The following is a 13,822-nucleotide window of genomic DNA, read 5'->3' as shown; positions in this document are numbered from 1 at the left end:
GGTGCCGGAGAGCACCCACTCCTCCCCGTCCCGCACCGCCCTCGTCGAGAGCGACGACGGGTCCGAGCCGGCGTCGGCCCGGGACCGTTGTCGACGGGGGTCGCCTGGTGATCATCGGGACGGTGTGGCTGTCCCGGGCCGCCGGTCGGGCCCGTGGTGTCCCGGTGGACACGCGAGCGCCGGCTCAGCCGCGGGCGGCCTTGCCGAGGGCGCCGCGCGCGATGATCACCTGCTGGATCTGGCTGGTGCCCTCGTAGATCCGGAAGAGCCGCACGTCGCGGTAGATGCGCTCGACCGGGACACCCCGCATGTAGCCCGAGCCGCCGTGCACCTGCACCGCCCGGTCCGCGATCCGCCCGACGGCCTCGGAGCAGAAGTACTTGGCCGTCGACGGGCCGGTGACCTTGTCGGACCCGTCGTCGTAGGCCCGGGCCGCCTCGCGGACCAGGGCGCGCCCGGCGTGCCAGTCGGTCACCGAGTCGGCGACGAGGCCCTGCACCAGCTGGTAGGTGGCGATCGCGTGCCCGCCCTGCTCGCGGGTCGAGGCGAACGCCACCGTCTCGTGGACCAGCCGCGCGGCCATCCCCATGCACAGCGCCGCGATGTGCAGCCGGCCGTGCGCCAGGCACTTGAGCGCGGTGACGTACCCGCGGTGCAGGCCCCCCTGGCCCTCCTCATTGCTCTCACCGCCCACGAGGTTCACCGCCGGCACCCGCACGTCGTCGAGGTAGACCTCGCAGGTCCACGACCCGCGCTGACCCATCTTCGCGTCGTGGGGGCTGAAGGAGACCCCGGCGCTCGAGGTCGGCACCAGGAACGTCGAGATGCCGCGGGCCGGCGCCGCGTCGGGATCGGTGCGCGCGAACACCATGAGCACGTCCGCGAGCGGGGCGTTGGTGATCCAGCGCTTGGTGCCGGAGAGCACCCACTCCTCCCCGTCCCGCACCGCCCTCGTCGAGAGCGACGACGGGTCCGAGCCGGCGTCGGGCTCGGTCAGCGCGAAGCTCGCGACGACCTCGCCGGACGCCAGCCGCGGCAGCCACTCGGCGCGCTGGGACCCGGTACCCCCGGTGAGCAGCACCTGGCCCGCGATGCCGTTGTTGGTGCCGAAGAGCGAGCGCAGCGAGGGCGTGGTCCAGCCGAGCTCCATCGCGAGCTCGACCTCCTCGCTCATCGACAGCCCGATGCCCCCGTACTCCTCGGGGATCGCGAACCCGTAGAGCCCCATCGCCTTGCACGCCTCGCGCAGCGGCTCGGGGACCTCGTCGGCCTCCTCGATCTCGTCCTCGCGCGGGACGACCTGCTCGCGCACGAACTCGCGCACCGAGGCGAGGACGTCGGCGAAGTCGGACGGGTCCACGGGCGGGTCCTCCTCGGGTCGGGAGCCACATCGTCGCCCGAGCGGTCGGGCCGGGCCAGCCGGCGGATCACCCGAGCTCCTGGACCAGCCCGAGGATGACGCCGCCGGGCCCTCGGACGTAGCCGTAGCGGTAGATGTCGTCGTACTGCGCGATCTCGCCCACGAGCTCGGCGCCGTGGGCGCGCAGACGCGAGAAGACCTCGTCGACGTCGTCGACGACGAACGTGAGCCGCGGGATGCCCGGGGTGTTCACCGGCTCCCGGTGGGCGGTGGCGGCGGTCGTCGGCGAGCGGAACGTGGACAGCTCGACCCGGCCCCGGCCGCCGGGGACCTGCAGCATCGCCATGTCCGCGCGGACGCACTCGAGCCCGACGAGCTGGTCCACCCAGTCGCCCTCGACGGTCGCCCGCCCTTCGAGCTCCAGGCCTAGTTCGACGAAGAACGCGACGGCGGCCGCGAGGTCCTCGACGACGATTCCCGCGTGGTCCATGCGCTGGACGGTCATGGCGCTGCCCCTCCTGTGGTGTGCACGAGCTGCCGTGCAGGGGACGGAGCCACCGCGCCCGTCTCGACACGCGCGCCGACGACTCAGCCCCTCGGCTGGACGACCACCTCGGTCACGTGGGCGTCCGCCGTCGCCGTCACCGCCAAGAGCACTGCCGAGGCCACCGACCCCGGGCGCAGGTAGCGGGCCGCGTCGTAGGTCCCGCCCTCGTGCTCGACGACCGCCCGCTGCATGTCGGTGTCGACGCGGCCGGGGTGCACCGACGCGACCCGCAACGACGGCTCCTCGGCGCGCAACGAGTCCGCGAACGCCCGCAGCGCAAACTTCGACGCCGCGTACGACCCCCAGCCCGGCCGCGCGTTCAGGCCCGCCCCGGAGTTCACGCACACGACGGTGCCCCGCGCGGCCCGCAGCGCCGGGAGGAGCAGCCGTGTCAGCTCCGCGACGGCCACGACGTTCACCTCGAACTGCCGGCGCCAGATGTCCGCGGACAGCTCCTCGACGGTGCCGAGCAGCCCCACCCCGGCCGAGTGGACGAGGACGTCGAGCTCGTCGATGCGCTCCGTCGCCGCGGCCAGCGCGCCGGGGTCGGTGAGGTCCACCGGCCACGGCAGCGCCCGTGCCCCGAGCCGCTCCGCGACAGCGGTCAGCGTGGCGCCGTCCCGGCCGCCGAGCAGCAGGTCGTGGGTGGGGGCGAGCGCCGTCGCGACGGCCGCCCCGATGCCCCGCGAGGCCCCCGTGACCAGGGCGAGCGGGCGTTGGGAACTCACCGGCGCACCCTAACGAGACACGGTCCGCGTCGTTCACACCTGGATGCGGGAGATCCGCCCCGACCGGGTGGTCACCAGACGTGACGCGTCACGACGCAGCGTCATCGCCGTTGGACTCTGTATCGCTTCGACCACACGGGGCGTGACGGGCCGGGACCGCGCGACTTTCGTTCCCCAGCTGGGTCGCGCGCGGCTCGACGGGACCACCCCGAACGGGTCCCGAGGACACGACGGCCGGCGCCCCGCGACCCGCGCGGGGCGCCGGACCGTCAGTGTCTCACCGACCTCACCGCTGAACGACGACGGTGTCCCCGTGGTGCAGCGTCCGGAAGAACGTCCGCCCGCTTCCGCGAGATCGACACGCAGGCCCCGTCGGTGAGCCCGCACGGCAGGCCGGTCCCCGACGTCGAGGTGGCGCGGGCGGCCGACGAGGGCCGCGTCGTCGTCGTGGCGGCGGTCGTGATCGCGGAGACCGCGGCGGGTGCGACGGCGGGTGCGGCGCGCACCGGCGGGGGCGCCGCCACCGGGGCCGGGGCCGTCGCGACGACCGGGGCCGGCGTCGTCGACCCCGCAGCGCCGGGCAGGCCCAGGCCCGCCGTCACCCCCAGCGCACCGACCAGCGCGACGGCCGAACCCATGAGCGTCCACCTCGCCCGCATGGCCTGCCCCCAGGGTCCCCGTGGCGGGTCCGGGGAGGAGCCGCTCGTGCCCGTGAGATCGGTCCGATGGGCCGTCGTCGTTATCCGGCTGCCCCGAAGGGATGACCCGGTCCCGTCCGCAGGGAGACGGCAGGCGGTCCGCCGGTGGCTAGGGTCACGGCCGTGGCGAACTTGGTGGTGGTCGGGGCGTCGTTGGCCGGGCTGCGTGCGGTGGAGGCCGTGCGCAACGACGGGTTCGAGGGGTCCGTCACGCTGGTCGGGGCGGAGGAGCACCTGCCCTACGACCGCCCCCCGTTGTCGAAGGAACACCTCGCCAACGACGAGCCCGGCGACTCCACCTACCGCGAGCAGGAGAAGCTCGACGAGATCGGGGTGGAGCTGGTGCTCGGCGCGCCCGCGACCGCACTCGACCTCGACGCCCGCACCGTCGCCGTCGGCGACCGCGAGATCGGCTACGACGGGCTCGTCATCGCCACCGGCGCGCACGCCCGGCAGCTTCCGACCTCGCTGTGCGCCCCCGACCTCGCCGGTGTGGTCACCCTCCGCACCTGCGACGACTCGCAGCACCTCCACCAGCTGCTCCGGCGGGGGCACCCGAGGGTGACCGTGATCGGGGCGGGCTTCATCGGCTCGGAGATCGCGGCGGTGGCGTGCAAGCGCGGGCACGAGGTGACGATCGTGGAGGCGCTGCCGGTGCCGTTGGTGCGCGGCGTGGGGGAGCGGATGGGCCGGGCGCTCACTGACATCCACGAGCGGCACGGCACCCGGGTGCTCACCGGCGTCTCCGTCGCCGAGGTCCGCGGCGACGGAGCCGTCGAGGCGGTGGTGCTCGACGACGGCACCGTCATCGACACCGACGTGCTCGTCGTCGGGATCGGCGCCGCGCCGAGCACCGGGTGGCTGGAGTCCTCGGGGCTGACCCTCGACGACGGCGTCGTCGCCGACGCGACACTCGCCGCGGCGCCCGGGGTCTACGTGGCCGGTGACGTCGCGCGCTGGCCCAATCCGCTGTTCGACGACGTCGTGGGCGGCCCCATGCGCCTGGAGCACTGGACGGCGGCGTCGGAGCAGGGAGCACGGGCGGCGCGCAACGCGGTGGACCCGTCGGCGGCGCAGGAGTACTCGACGGTGCCCTACTTCTGGTCGGACTGGTACGACAGCCGCATCCAGTTCGTCGGGGTCTCACGCTCGGGCGAGGGCATGCCCGACGTCGAGATCGAGGTCGTCATGGGCTCCGAGGACGAGCGGTTCGTCGCGCTCTACCGCTGCGGTGACCGGCTCGCCGGCGCCCTGGCCGTCGACCGGCCCGCCGAGATCATGCAGTACCGGCGGCTGCTCACGAAGCGCGCGAGCTGGGAGGAGGGCCTGGAGAAGGCCGAGGAGCGCCGGCAGCGGGCGGCCAAGAAGGCGGCGGAGGCCGCGGGCTAGGTCAGCGCACGAGCCCGACGACGGCGGCCCCGATCAGCCCGCCGCCGGCCAGGCGGGCGGGCCCGGCACCGCCAGGCCCACCGCGAACAGATGACGCCCATGATCACGGTCGACCTGGCGCCGACCCTCCTCGACGTCGCCGGCGTCGACGCGGCCGCCGTGGCCGCACGCTTCCCCGATCTCGTGGGCCGCTCGCTCCTGCCGGCCCTGTCCGGCCGACCGGTCCCGGACGGCGTCCTGGCGGCCGTCGAAATCGTCAGCCGGCCGACGTGGCGGGGCGACGCCGCCTGAGCAGCCGGGCTCAGTGCAGCGTGGCCTTGAGGACGATGACGACGACCCCGACCAGGACGGAGCCGACCACCGACGCGACGCGCACCGGGAGGGATCGGTGCGAGCCGTGCGCCTCGAGGACGCTCAGGGCGGTCAGGGTCAGGACTCCCGCCCACAACGCGATGTCGATGCCGGTCTGCACCGTCGAACCCAGGAGGTCGACGAGCACGAGGAGGACACCCGCGAGGACGCCGGGCGCGGCGGCCATCGAACTGGTGCCCAGTTCCTCACGGATCTCGGCCCGGGGGAGCTTCGCCGTCGACGCCAGGGACGCGGAGAGCAGGCCCGCGTAGGCCTCCCCGAAGAAGATCACCAGCCCGGTGCCGACGACGGTGACGACCGCGGCCACCAGGCCGGTCTCGTGGCTGCCGAGGTAGGCGAGCACGGACATCGCGAAGATCGAACCGGTGAGCGCGCTCCGGAGACGGGCCCGGGCGACGGTGCTCAGGTCGCCGTCGTGGACGACCGACGCGTCGCCCTCGTCCGGAGAGGTCACCACCCCGACCTCCCGTCGACGGCGTCACCGCGGTCCCGCTGCGCGGGGAACCTACCTCCCGGCATGGCCCTCGAGGTCCCCTCGCGCCGACTCACACCCCGTGGGCCGGGCGGATGTGCTCGAAGATCAGGCTGGTGACGGTGCCCGCGACGTCGCGGTGACCGTTGAGCGTGGCGACGAGGTCGCGCAGCGCCCCGGTGCCCGCCGTCGCGACGTGGAGCAGGTAGTCGTCCTCGCCGGCGACGAAGTACACGTCGCGCACGGCGGGCAGGCGCCGCACGAGCCCGAGGAACTCGCCGAGCCGGTCCCGGGCCTCGCTCTGCAGGCGCACCGAGATCATCGCCTGCAGCGGCAGCCCGACGGCAATCGGGTCGACGTCGGCGTGGTACCCGCGGATCACGCCGCGCTCGCGCAGTGAGCGCACCCGGGACAGGCACGTCGAGGGCGCGACGCCCACCGCCTCGGCCAGCGCGGCGTTGGTGATCCGGGCGTCGGCCGCGAGGTGGCGGAGCAGCTCGCGGTCGGTGTCGTCGAGCGCGGCCGGCTCCGGTTCCGCGCCCCGCAGATGATTCGACGACGAGGCCCGTCTGCCCGGCACATCGTCGCGTTGTTCACTCACACGGTCATGTTACAGAACCTTCTTCAGCGAGGTTCCGGCGTTCATGCAGAACGTTCACCATGGTAGGCGACAGCGTCGATGACGCACGTGGACGGAGGAGCAGCCATGAAGGTCGCGGTGCCCGCCGAGGTCAAGGACAACGAGTTCCGGGTGGCCCTCACCCCCGGGGGTGTGCGCGAGCTGATCGCCCACGGCCACGAGGTCACCGTCGAGCAGGGCGCGGGCGCCGGTTCCGCGTTCGGCGACGAGCAGTACAAGGAGGCCGGCGCCCGGATCGTCGCGGACCCGGACGCGGTCTGGGGCGAGGCCGAGATGGTCGTCAAGGTCAAGGAGCCGGTGGCCTCGGAGTACCACCGCCTGCGCGGCGACCTGACGCTGTTCACCTACCTGCACCTGGCCGCGAGCCGCGAGTGCACGCAGGCCCTCCTCGACGCCGGCACCACGGCGATCGCCTACGAGACGGTCACGCGCGGCGGGCGCCTGCCGCTGCTGGCCCCGATGAGCGAGGTGGCGGGCCGGCTCGCGCCGCAGGTCGGCGCCTACCACCTCATGCGCTCCCACGGCGGTCGCGGCCTGCTGCTCGGCGGCGTCCCCGGGGCGCCCGCCGGCCACGTCGTCGTCCTCGGCGGGGGTGTCTCGGGCCGCGCGGCGACCCAGATGGCCGTCGGGATGCACGCGCGGGTCACGGTGCTCGACACCGACCTGGACACGCTGCGCGACCTCGACGCCCGGTACGCGGGCCGGGTCCAGACGCTGTACTCGAACGTCGACAACCTCGAGCGCGCGGTCCTCGACGCCGACCTCGTCGTCGGCGCGGTGCTCGTCCCCGGGGCCAGGGCACCGAAGCTGGTGACCAACGACCTGGTGCGCCGGATGAAGCCCGGCGCGGTCCTCGTCGACATCGCGATCGACCAGGGCGGGTGCTTCGAGGACTCCCACCCGACGACGCACTCCGACCCGACGTTCGCCGTGCACGACGCGCTCTTCTACTGCGTGGCCAACATGCCGGGTGCGGTGCCGAACACCTCCACCCACGCCCTGACCCACGCCACGGCCCCGTTCGTCACCGCGCTCGCCGACAAGGGATGGCGCGACGCGGTGGCCGCCGACTCCGGGCTCGCGGCGGGCCTCGCGACCCACGCCGGCGAGCTCTACAGCGCCACCGTTGGCGAGGCCCACGGGCTCCCGGTCACGTCGCTCTGAGGGCGCGCCATCGCGCAGCGCGGTCGCGAGCTCGTGGACGGCCGCGACCGAGGCCAGGTCATAGGTCACCTGCGGCCGGCGGACCGCGGGATCATACGACCGGCACCCGCCACCCGCGGGGGTCCAGGGTGCGCCCGAACTGGAGGTCGACCAGCTCCCCGCGCAGCGCCAGCGTGCGCGGACCCGGTGTCCCGTCGCCCACGGTGAACTCCCCACCTGGCTCCCGGAAGCGCACGATCGGACTGATCACCGCCGCCGTGCCGGCCGCGAACACCTCGGTGACCGCCCCGCTGCCGGCGCCTTCCCGGAGCTCCTCGACCGACACCGGACGCTCGACCGGCACGAGCCCGTGGCCCGCGGCGAGCTCGAGGACGCTGCGACGGGTGACGCCGTCGAGGATCGTCCCCAGCGGCGGCGTCACGAGCTCCCCGGCGGCCGTCACCAGCAGCACGTTCATCGTCCCGGACTCCTCGAGCCACCGGTGCTCGGTGGCGTCGAGGAAGAGCACCTGGTCGCAGTCGTGCGCCCGGGCGACGCCCTGGGCGGCGAGGCCGGCCGCGTAGTTGCCGCCGCACTTCGCGTCGCCGGTGCCGCCGGGGGCCGCGCGGGAGAGGCGCGGGTCGATCCAGAGGGTCACCCCGACCTCGCGCCCGGAGAAGTACGGCCCGGCCGGGGAGGCGAGCACGGCGAAGCGCGCCTCGGTCGCCGCCCGCACCCCGAGGAACGCCTCGGTGGCCACCGTGTACGGGCGCAGGTAGAGCGTCGCGGGCGGGTCCGGCACCCAGGCGGCGTCGAGGCGGACCAGCTCGGTGACGGCGGCGAGGAAGGCCTCGGGGGGCAGGTCGGGGAGCGAGAGCCTGCGGGCGGAGTGGGCGAACCGGGCGGCGTTGAGGTCGGGGCGGAAGAGCGCCACGGACCCGTCGGGCTGCCGGTAGGCCTTGAGGCCCTCGAAGATCTCCTGGGCGTAGTGCAGCACGGCCGCGGCCGGGTGCAGCGTCAGCGGCTCGAGGCCGCGCACGGCGTCGTCGTGCCACGCCCGCTCGGCACTCCACGAGGCGACGGCGCTGTGGTCGGAGAACACCCGCCCGAAGCCCGGATCGGCGAGCAGCGCCGCCCGCTGACCGGCGGGGGTGGGCGTCGTCGGCGTCGGCGCGAAGCGCAGGGTGGACGGGCGGGGACCGGCGACGCTGCTCACGGCCGCACACTGCCACCCGCCACGCTCCGGGCACCAGCGGGTTCCGGCACCCGGAGGCGGGGTAGAGGCGGGCTGTGACGTCCGACGGCGGCGCCGTCCCCGACGGCGGCACGGCACCCGACGACCGTCCGGACCGGGCCGCCCGGATCGACCGGTGGCTCGTCGGCAAGGCGCGCGAGGGCGACGTCACGGCCTACGAGGAGCTCATCCGCCGCCACCGCGACCGGATCTACCGCATCGCGCTGCGGATCACCGGGGACGCGACGGACGCCGACGACGTCACCCAGGAGGTCGTCATCCAGCTCTGGACGGCGCTGTCGGGCTTCGTCGGCTCGTCGGCGTTCACCACGTGGCTCTACCGCGTCGTGGTCAACCGCAGCCTCGGCCACCAGCGTCGCTCCCGGCGCTGGTCCGGCGAGGAGCCCGCCGACACCGACCTGCCGCCGGTCGCCGCGCCGGAGCGCTCGGTGCTCGCCGGGGCGGAACTGCGCGCGGGACTGGAAGCGATCGCCGGGCTGCCGGAGAGTCAGCGCGTGCCGTTCGTGCTCTGCCAGATCGAGGGTCTGGGCTACGCCCAGGCCGCCGCGATCACCAAGGTCCCCGAGGCCACGCTGCGCGGACGGCTGGCCCGCGCCCGCGCCACCCTGCTCGCCGAGATGAGGAGCTGGATGTCATGACGGGTCCCGAACCGGTCGTCCCCGACACCCGCCTGGCCTGCGGCCGGTCGACCGCACCGCTGGTCGAGCAGGTCGCGGAGGGTCGTGGGGGAGACCTCGACGCCCACCAGCGCACCTGCCCGTACTGCCGCGCGGCGCTCGCCGAGTTCGATCGGCTGTGGGCGCCGGTGCGCGCGGTCGCCGCCGACCGGCCGCAGGCCCCGGGGTCGCTGGTCGAGGCGGCGCTGCGCCGGGTCCGCGGCGCGGGCGGCGAGACGGAGTACGGGCGGATCGACTCCCCGCTCGGGCACACCCGGGTGGCGGCGCGGGTGGTGGTGGCCCTGGCCCGCCACCTCGCGACGCAGGTGCCGGGCGTCGAGGTGGCGCTGGGTCGCCTCGCGGCGGACGGCCACGAGAGCGGGGGCGAGGTGGTGCCCGACGTCGAGGCCGGCGTCACGGGCGGCTCGACGGCCGTGCAGATCACCCTGGCCGCCGCGTACGGCCAGGACCTCCAGGCCCTCGGCGAGCGCATCCGCGCCGTCGTCGCCCGCGGGGTGCGGGAGGTGACCGGTCTCGAGCCGGTCGACGTCACCGTCCACGTCGACGACGTCTGGTAGTCGACCGGCGGGATGCGGAATAGTGCCTGGGCGAGGGGAGTTTCTACGCCAGTAGGTGAAAGTTCAACTAGTGGGCGGGGGTCGTCGTGCCGGGACCAGCCGTCGACGTGCGCTGCGGCGCCGACCGCGCGGTGACCGCGGCCCCCGGGATCGAGACCCGGCACGCGTTCTCCTTCGGCCGGCACCACGAGCCCGGGAACACCCACCACGGCCTGCTGCTCGCGCACAACGAGGACCGCATCGCCCCCGGCGCCGGGTACGACACGCACCCGCACCGCGACACCGAGATCGTCACGTGGGTGCTGGACGGGTCGCTGGCGCACGCCGACTCGCAGGGGCGCTCGGGCGTCCTGGGGCCCGGCGCCGTCGGGCGGATGAGCGCGGGTCGCGGGATCGAGCACTCCGAGCGCCACGCCCGGACCGACCCGTCCGCCGCGGACGTGCACCTCGTCCAGATGTGGCTGGTCCCCGACGTCCCCGGCACCGCCCCCGGGCACGAGCAGCGCGACCTCGCCGCGGCGCTGGCCGAGGGCGGCCTCGTCGTCGCCGCGTCGGGCCGGGACCGCGACGAGGACGGGCCCGGCGTCCGGCTCGGCGTCGCCTCGGCGGCCCTGCACGTGGCACGGCCGCCGTCCGGTCGCACGCTCACCCTGCCCGAGGCGCCGTACGTGCACGTCCACCTCGCCCGCGGCCGGGCCGACCTGGCCGCCGGCGCGGACCGCGTCGCGCTCGGGGCCGGTGACGCCGCGCGCCTGACCGGGGCGGGGGCAGCCGCCCTGACCGCCCTCACCGACGCCGAGGTCCTCGTGTGGGAGATGCACGAGGGACTCGGCGACGCATGACCCCGGCGGGCCGACCACCGGCCCGCGACCACCGAGGAGGAACGACCATGACCACCGAAGCGACCGTCACGCCCGACCCGACCCGCGAGGAGCACGAGGGCGGAGACAAGGCCAGCCTGATCACCGAGGAGGAGCGCCGCCGCCTCACCGAGGCACGCGACCGGATCCGCGCCGAGTTCCTCTTCTCCCGCGAGAACCGCCCGCGCTCGACCGGCCGCGGCGTCCACCATGTGGCGCTGATCTGTTCGGACGTGCGCACGACGGTGGAGTGGTACCAGAACCTCGCCGGCTTCCCGGTGACGGTGCTGTTCGAGAACCGCGACCTGGCCGGGTCCACGCATTTCTTCTTCGACATCGGGAACGGCAACCACCTGGCGTTCTTCGACCTGCCCGGCGTCGATCCGTCGCCCTACCGGGAAGTGCTCGGCGGACTGCACCACCTGTGCATCTCGGTCTCCGAGCAGCACTGGCACCAGATCAAGGACCGGCTCGACGAGCGCGGCGCCGAGTACCTGCTCGAGTCCGGCACCTCCATCTACACCACCGACCCGGACGGCGCCCGGATCGAGTTCATCCACGACCCGCTCGGGCGCATGTACGGCCACGACACGATGTGAGCCGGACCCGCCGTCGTCAGGAGACGATCTGGACCGGGTCGCCGGGCTTGAGCGTGTTGTAGAACTGCTGCGAGGCGGACCAGGACAGGTGCACGCACCCGTTGGACGCGATCCGGGTGCTGTCGGCGTGGAAGGCGATGCCGGGCTGGAAGAACACCGAGTTGGGCATCGGCGCGTCGAACGCCGTGCTCCAGTAGTTCTTCACCTTCTTCTCGACGGTGAAGGTGCCCACCGGCGTCGGCGCGCCCGACTTCCCGCCGCGGGCGGCGAACGGCCCCGCGACGACGTGGCCCGCCCCGTCGGTCAGCCAGGCCTGTCGGCTCGAGAGGTCCATGCAGGCCTTCACCCCGGCGGCGCAGGGGGTCCCCGCGGTGGTCGCGGGGGCGGGCGCCACGGCGGGCGGCGCCACGGCGGGCGCGGCAGCGGCCGGCTGGGCCGACGCGGTGCCCAGTCCGAGGGCGGCGACGGCCGCGCAGGCCGTGCTCGCGGCTCCCAGGCGCGCGATCCAGCGCCCGGGGCGGGTGGGGCGACGGTTCTCGCCGGTCACGACCGATCAGCTCCTCGAGATCGTTGATCACCTGTCATCGGCCGGATTCCCCGGGGCCCGCGTGGCGCACTCGCGCCGATTTTCGCCAAACCGCGGTGATCGGATCGTTGCGTATTCGGTGATCATCCCGCCACCGTGCGGCCGCGTCAGGCGCGTAGTGCGTGCCGCAGGGCCCGGTGACGGCGCCGCGCCAGGCGGCCCGCGGCCGTGAGACCGAGCCCCCAGCAGGCCACCCCGAGCACGAGCGTGCCCGCGGGCCCGGTGAGCCCGACGGCGTGGTCGGCGGCGGCGAGCCCCGGCTCGAGGGCGAGCACGACGACCCACGGCGTGGTGAGGCACACCGTCCAGCGCACCCAGGTGTGGCGGGCGCGGAGGCGGTCGCGCCAGGGGAGCGGGCGGAAGGGCAGCAGCACGGAGAGCACGCTCCCGACGCCGAGCCAGCAGAACACCGCCCCGACGTCGGCCAGCGAGGCGCGCTCGAGGTCCGGCGCGTGCCGGGCCAGCAGTTGGGCGCCCAGGGTCACGCCGACCGCGACGGGCACGATCACCGTCGCGAGCGCGAGGTTCTTGGTGGCGAGGATGCGGGCCGCGCCGCGGCCCCGGGCGAGCTGGTCGGCCACCTCCTCGCCGTCCGCGCCGAGCTGGTTGGTGTTGACGACGTCGGCCATGATCCAGACGACGACCGCCACCCCGAGGTGGGCCGCGGCGAACACCTCGGGCCGGTTGGGGTGCCAGTGCGACCAGCCGACGTAGGCCAGCGCCAGGACCAGGTTCAGGACCACCCCGGCCAGGCGGGTGCGCCGGCGGCCGAAGGTCGCGGCCACCTCGGCGAGGACGTCGAGCGCGAAGCGGGGGGCCGACGTGGCCGCGGCGGCCAGCCGGTCCGGGCGGGCGCCCGCGGGTGACCCGGACGTCGGTGCGGCCGTGGCCTCGGCGCGACGATCCATGAGCACGGCGACCTCCGGGGGCCACGACACCCGGCGCACCCGGGCCGGTGAGATCCACGGTAGCGCCGCGGTGGCGCCACCGCGGTGGGACGCGGTGTCCGTCCCGGCGTGTCCCCTCGACCGGGGGATCTAGGAGGCGAGCGGCCGGTGGTCGGTGTCCTCCGCGGCGTCGTCGGCCTCGGGGAGGTGGTGGCGCACCACGGTCACGGCCACGTCGGTGAGGTCCCCCTCGTCGAGCCCGTGCCGGCGGCGCGCGGCGTCGAGCAGCGCGGAGGTGCCGTCGAAGGGCCCGTAGGAGTCGATCGCGCCGGTGGCGGGATCGGAGACGAGCACGACGTAGGCGTCGCACGAGTCGAGCCGGTCCTCGAGCGACTCCGCGTCCTCGAGCACGGCGTCGACGAGGTGGTGCAGGGCCTGTGGGGCGAGGTCGGCGCGGGCGCGAGGCCCATCGGGGCGGTGCTCGGTGCTGCGGTCGTCCACGAGGTCGTCCCCCTCGGAGATCCGGCGGCCGGACGCGGGTCACGGCCGTTCTCCGGACGCGTCCCGACCCCGACATCGTTCGGCATCCTGACAATGACGTGTGGAGAGTAGGGGTGACCGGCAGTACCGCGGAACCGACGCCGTGAACGATCACGGCGCTGTCACGGCCCTATCTCGACACCGTTGGTGACGCCGTGCCCTAGGGTGGGTGACGCGTTCGGCTCGTCGGACCGGAAAGGTCTCGCGCACTGCAATGGCTCGGCGGTTGCCACGGGGTGTTTACCACCCAGCTAGGTGAGACGCACATCACAGCGGGCACGCGTTGACATCAACACGCTGCGCGTACGTGTCGGTCACGAAGCGTGCCCGTCACCCGGGCGGGCCCCAGCTCGGACCTTCGGGTGCCGGCCGCACCCGGGGAGGCTCGGCACCCTTCCTGGTGCGGGACCGATCGGTCCGCTATGGTGGTGCACGAGGAGGTGGAGCGACATGGCACGCACCCCGGCGCCGGGCACCCGCGAGCGCATCCTGGGCGTCGCGTCCCGGCTCTT

17 protein-coding genes are annotated in these 13,822 nt (G+C 74.6%); 7 read left to right on the top strand and 10 right to left on the bottom strand.

Translation table 11 applies throughout. The features are described from left to right. Positions 1-184: 184 nt before the first annotated feature. The 4 genes from VGH76_RS17525 to VGH76_RS17510 all read right to left on the bottom strand — a co-directional run bounded on the left by VGH76_RS17525 (position 185) and on the right by VGH76_RS17510 (position 3,273). Complete coding sequence (locus tag VGH76_RS17525) at positions 185-1,360, bottom strand: acyl-CoA dehydrogenase family protein (protein WP_331557991.1); 1,176 nt, start codon at positions 1,358-1,360, stop codon at positions 185-187. Positions 1,361-1,427: 67 nt separating this feature from the next. Continuing rightward, on the bottom strand, positions 1,428-1,865 hold the full coding sequence (locus VGH76_RS17520) for a VOC family protein (protein WP_331557990.1): 438 nt from the start codon (positions 1,863-1,865) through the stop codon (positions 1,428-1,430). An 83-nt stretch (positions 1,866-1,948) separates the two neighbouring features. After that, on the bottom strand, positions 1,949-2,635 hold the full coding sequence (locus VGH76_RS17515) for an SDR family oxidoreductase (RefSeq protein WP_331557989.1): 687 nt from the start codon (positions 2,633-2,635) through the stop codon (positions 1,949-1,951). A 269-nt stretch (positions 2,636-2,904) separates the two neighbouring features. Next, positions 2,905-3,273: a hypothetical protein gene (locus VGH76_RS17510; RefSeq protein WP_331557988.1), complete on the bottom strand. Its 369-nt coding sequence runs from the start codon at positions 3,271-3,273 to the stop codon at positions 2,905-2,907. Between the two features lie 183 nt (positions 3,274-3,456). On the opposite strand from VGH76_RS17510, the gene VGH76_RS17505 reads away from it, so the two are divergent. Together VGH76_RS17505 and VGH76_RS17500 are read left to right on the top strand one after the other, a co-directional pair. Further along, positions 3,457-4,722 carry an NAD(P)/FAD-dependent oxidoreductase gene (locus VGH76_RS17505; RefSeq protein ID WP_331557987.1) on the top strand — a complete coding sequence of 422 codons (1,266 nt, stop codon included), beginning with the start codon at positions 3,457-3,459 and terminating at the stop codon, positions 4,720-4,722. A 90-nt stretch (positions 4,723-4,812) separates the two neighbouring features. Beyond that, positions 4,813-5,013, top strand: coding sequence for a hypothetical protein (locus tag VGH76_RS17500; RefSeq protein ID WP_331557986.1), 201 nt, complete (start codon positions 4,813-4,815; stop codon positions 5,011-5,013). A gap of 10 nt (positions 5,014-5,023) precedes the next feature. Here the strand turns inward: VGH76_RS17500 and VGH76_RS17495 are convergent, their stop codons facing one another. Continuing rightward, positions 5,024-5,548 (bottom strand): hypothetical protein, encoded by a 525-nt coding sequence (locus VGH76_RS17495; RefSeq protein ID WP_331557985.1) that lies wholly within the window; start codon positions 5,546-5,548, stop codon positions 5,024-5,026. A gap of 91 nt (positions 5,549-5,639) precedes the next feature. Continuing rightward, on the bottom strand, positions 5,640-6,167 hold the full coding sequence (locus VGH76_RS17490) for an Lrp/AsnC family transcriptional regulator (RefSeq protein ID WP_331557984.1): 528 nt from the start codon (positions 6,165-6,167) through the stop codon (positions 5,640-5,642). Between the two features lie 105 nt (positions 6,168-6,272). Between VGH76_RS17490 and ald the strand changes: the two genes are divergently transcribed. Next, positions 6,273-7,370 carry an alanine dehydrogenase gene (ald, locus tag VGH76_RS17485; protein WP_331557983.1) on the top strand — a complete coding sequence of 366 codons (1,098 nt, stop codon included), beginning with the start codon at positions 6,273-6,275 and terminating at the stop codon, positions 7,368-7,370. A gap of 91 nt (positions 7,371-7,461) precedes the next feature. Here ald and VGH76_RS17480 read toward each other — a convergent pair whose 3' ends face one another. Continuing rightward, positions 7,462-8,565, bottom strand: a complete 1,104-nt coding sequence (locus tag VGH76_RS17480; protein WP_331557982.1) for a branched-chain amino acid aminotransferase — start codon at positions 8,563-8,565, stop codon at positions 7,462-7,464. 74 nt (positions 8,566-8,639) lie between these two features. On the opposite strand from VGH76_RS17480, the gene VGH76_RS17475 reads away from it, so the two are divergent. The 4 genes from VGH76_RS17475 (at position 8,640) to VGH76_RS17460 (ending at position 11,297) form a co-directional block, all read left to right on the top strand. Further along, positions 8,640-9,242 (top strand): RNA polymerase sigma factor, encoded by a 603-nt coding sequence (locus VGH76_RS17475; protein ID WP_331557981.1) that lies wholly within the window; start codon positions 8,640-8,642, stop codon positions 9,240-9,242. Then, positions 9,239-9,838: an Asp23/Gls24 family envelope stress response protein gene (locus VGH76_RS17470; RefSeq protein ID WP_331557980.1), complete on the top strand. Its 600-nt coding sequence runs from the start codon at positions 9,239-9,241 to the stop codon at positions 9,836-9,838. The genes VGH76_RS17475 and VGH76_RS17470 overlap by 4 nt, the downstream gene beginning before the upstream one ends. An 86-nt stretch (positions 9,839-9,924) precedes the next feature. Beyond that, positions 9,925-10,680: a pirin family protein gene (locus VGH76_RS17465; RefSeq protein ID WP_331557979.1), complete on the top strand. Its 756-nt coding sequence runs from the start codon at positions 9,925-9,927 to the stop codon at positions 10,678-10,680. Between the two features lie 47 nt (positions 10,681-10,727). Next, a complete protein-coding gene (locus tag VGH76_RS17460) occupies positions 10,728-11,297 on the top strand; it encodes a VOC family protein (RefSeq protein ID WP_331557978.1) in 570 nt (189 codons plus the stop codon). A 16-nt stretch (positions 11,298-11,313) separates the two neighbouring features. Here the strand turns inward: VGH76_RS17460 and VGH76_RS17455 are convergent, their stop codons facing one another. The 3 genes from VGH76_RS17455 to VGH76_RS17445 all read right to left on the bottom strand — a co-directional run bounded on the left by VGH76_RS17455 (position 11,314) and on the right by VGH76_RS17445 (position 13,271). After that, positions 11,314-11,844 carry a L,D-transpeptidase gene (locus VGH76_RS17455; protein ID WP_331557977.1) on the bottom strand — a complete coding sequence of 177 codons (531 nt, stop codon included), beginning with the start codon at positions 11,842-11,844 and terminating at the stop codon, positions 11,314-11,316. 146 nt (positions 11,845-11,990) lie between these two features. Continuing rightward, positions 11,991-12,821: a hypothetical protein gene (locus VGH76_RS17450; protein WP_331557976.1), complete on the bottom strand. Its 831-nt coding sequence runs from the start codon at positions 12,819-12,821 to the stop codon at positions 11,991-11,993. Positions 12,822-12,920: 99 nt separating this feature from the next. After that, entirely contained in the window at positions 12,921-13,271 is a 351-nt protein-coding gene (locus VGH76_RS17445; protein WP_331557975.1) for a hypothetical protein, read from the bottom strand. Positions 13,272-13,822 lie beyond the last annotated feature (551 nt).

Origin of the sequence: Actinomycetospora sp. (assembly GCF_036497585.1) — a bacterium.
GTDB lineage: Bacteria > Actinomycetota > Actinomycetes > Mycobacteriales > Pseudonocardiaceae > Actinomycetospora.
This window is presented reverse-complemented; position numbering and strand designations above follow the sequence as displayed.

Excerpts from the sequence above, each read along its gene's own strand:
- VGH76_RS17520 (WP_331557990.1), bottom strand. The coding sequence starts at position 1,865 with ATGACCGTCCAGCGCATGGACCACGCGGGAATCGTCGTCGAGGACCTC.
- VGH76_RS17510 (WP_331557988.1), bottom strand. The coding sequence starts at position 3,273 with ATGGGTTCGGCCGTCGCGCTGGTCGGTGCGCTGGGGGTGACGGCGGGC.
- VGH76_RS17500 (WP_331557986.1), top strand. The coding sequence starts at position 4,813 with ATGACGCCCATGATCACGGTCGACCTGGCGCCGACCCTCCTCGACGTC.
- ald (WP_331557983.1), top strand. The coding sequence starts at position 6,273 with ATGAAGGTCGCGGTGCCCGCCGAGGTCAAGGACAACGAGTTCCGGGTG.
- VGH76_RS17470 (WP_331557980.1), top strand. The coding sequence starts at position 9,239 with ATGACGGGTCCCGAACCGGTCGTCCCCGACACCCGCCTGGCCTGCGGC.
- VGH76_RS17460 (WP_331557978.1), top strand. The coding sequence starts at position 10,728 with ATGACCACCGAAGCGACCGTCACGCCCGACCCGACCCGCGAGGAGCAC.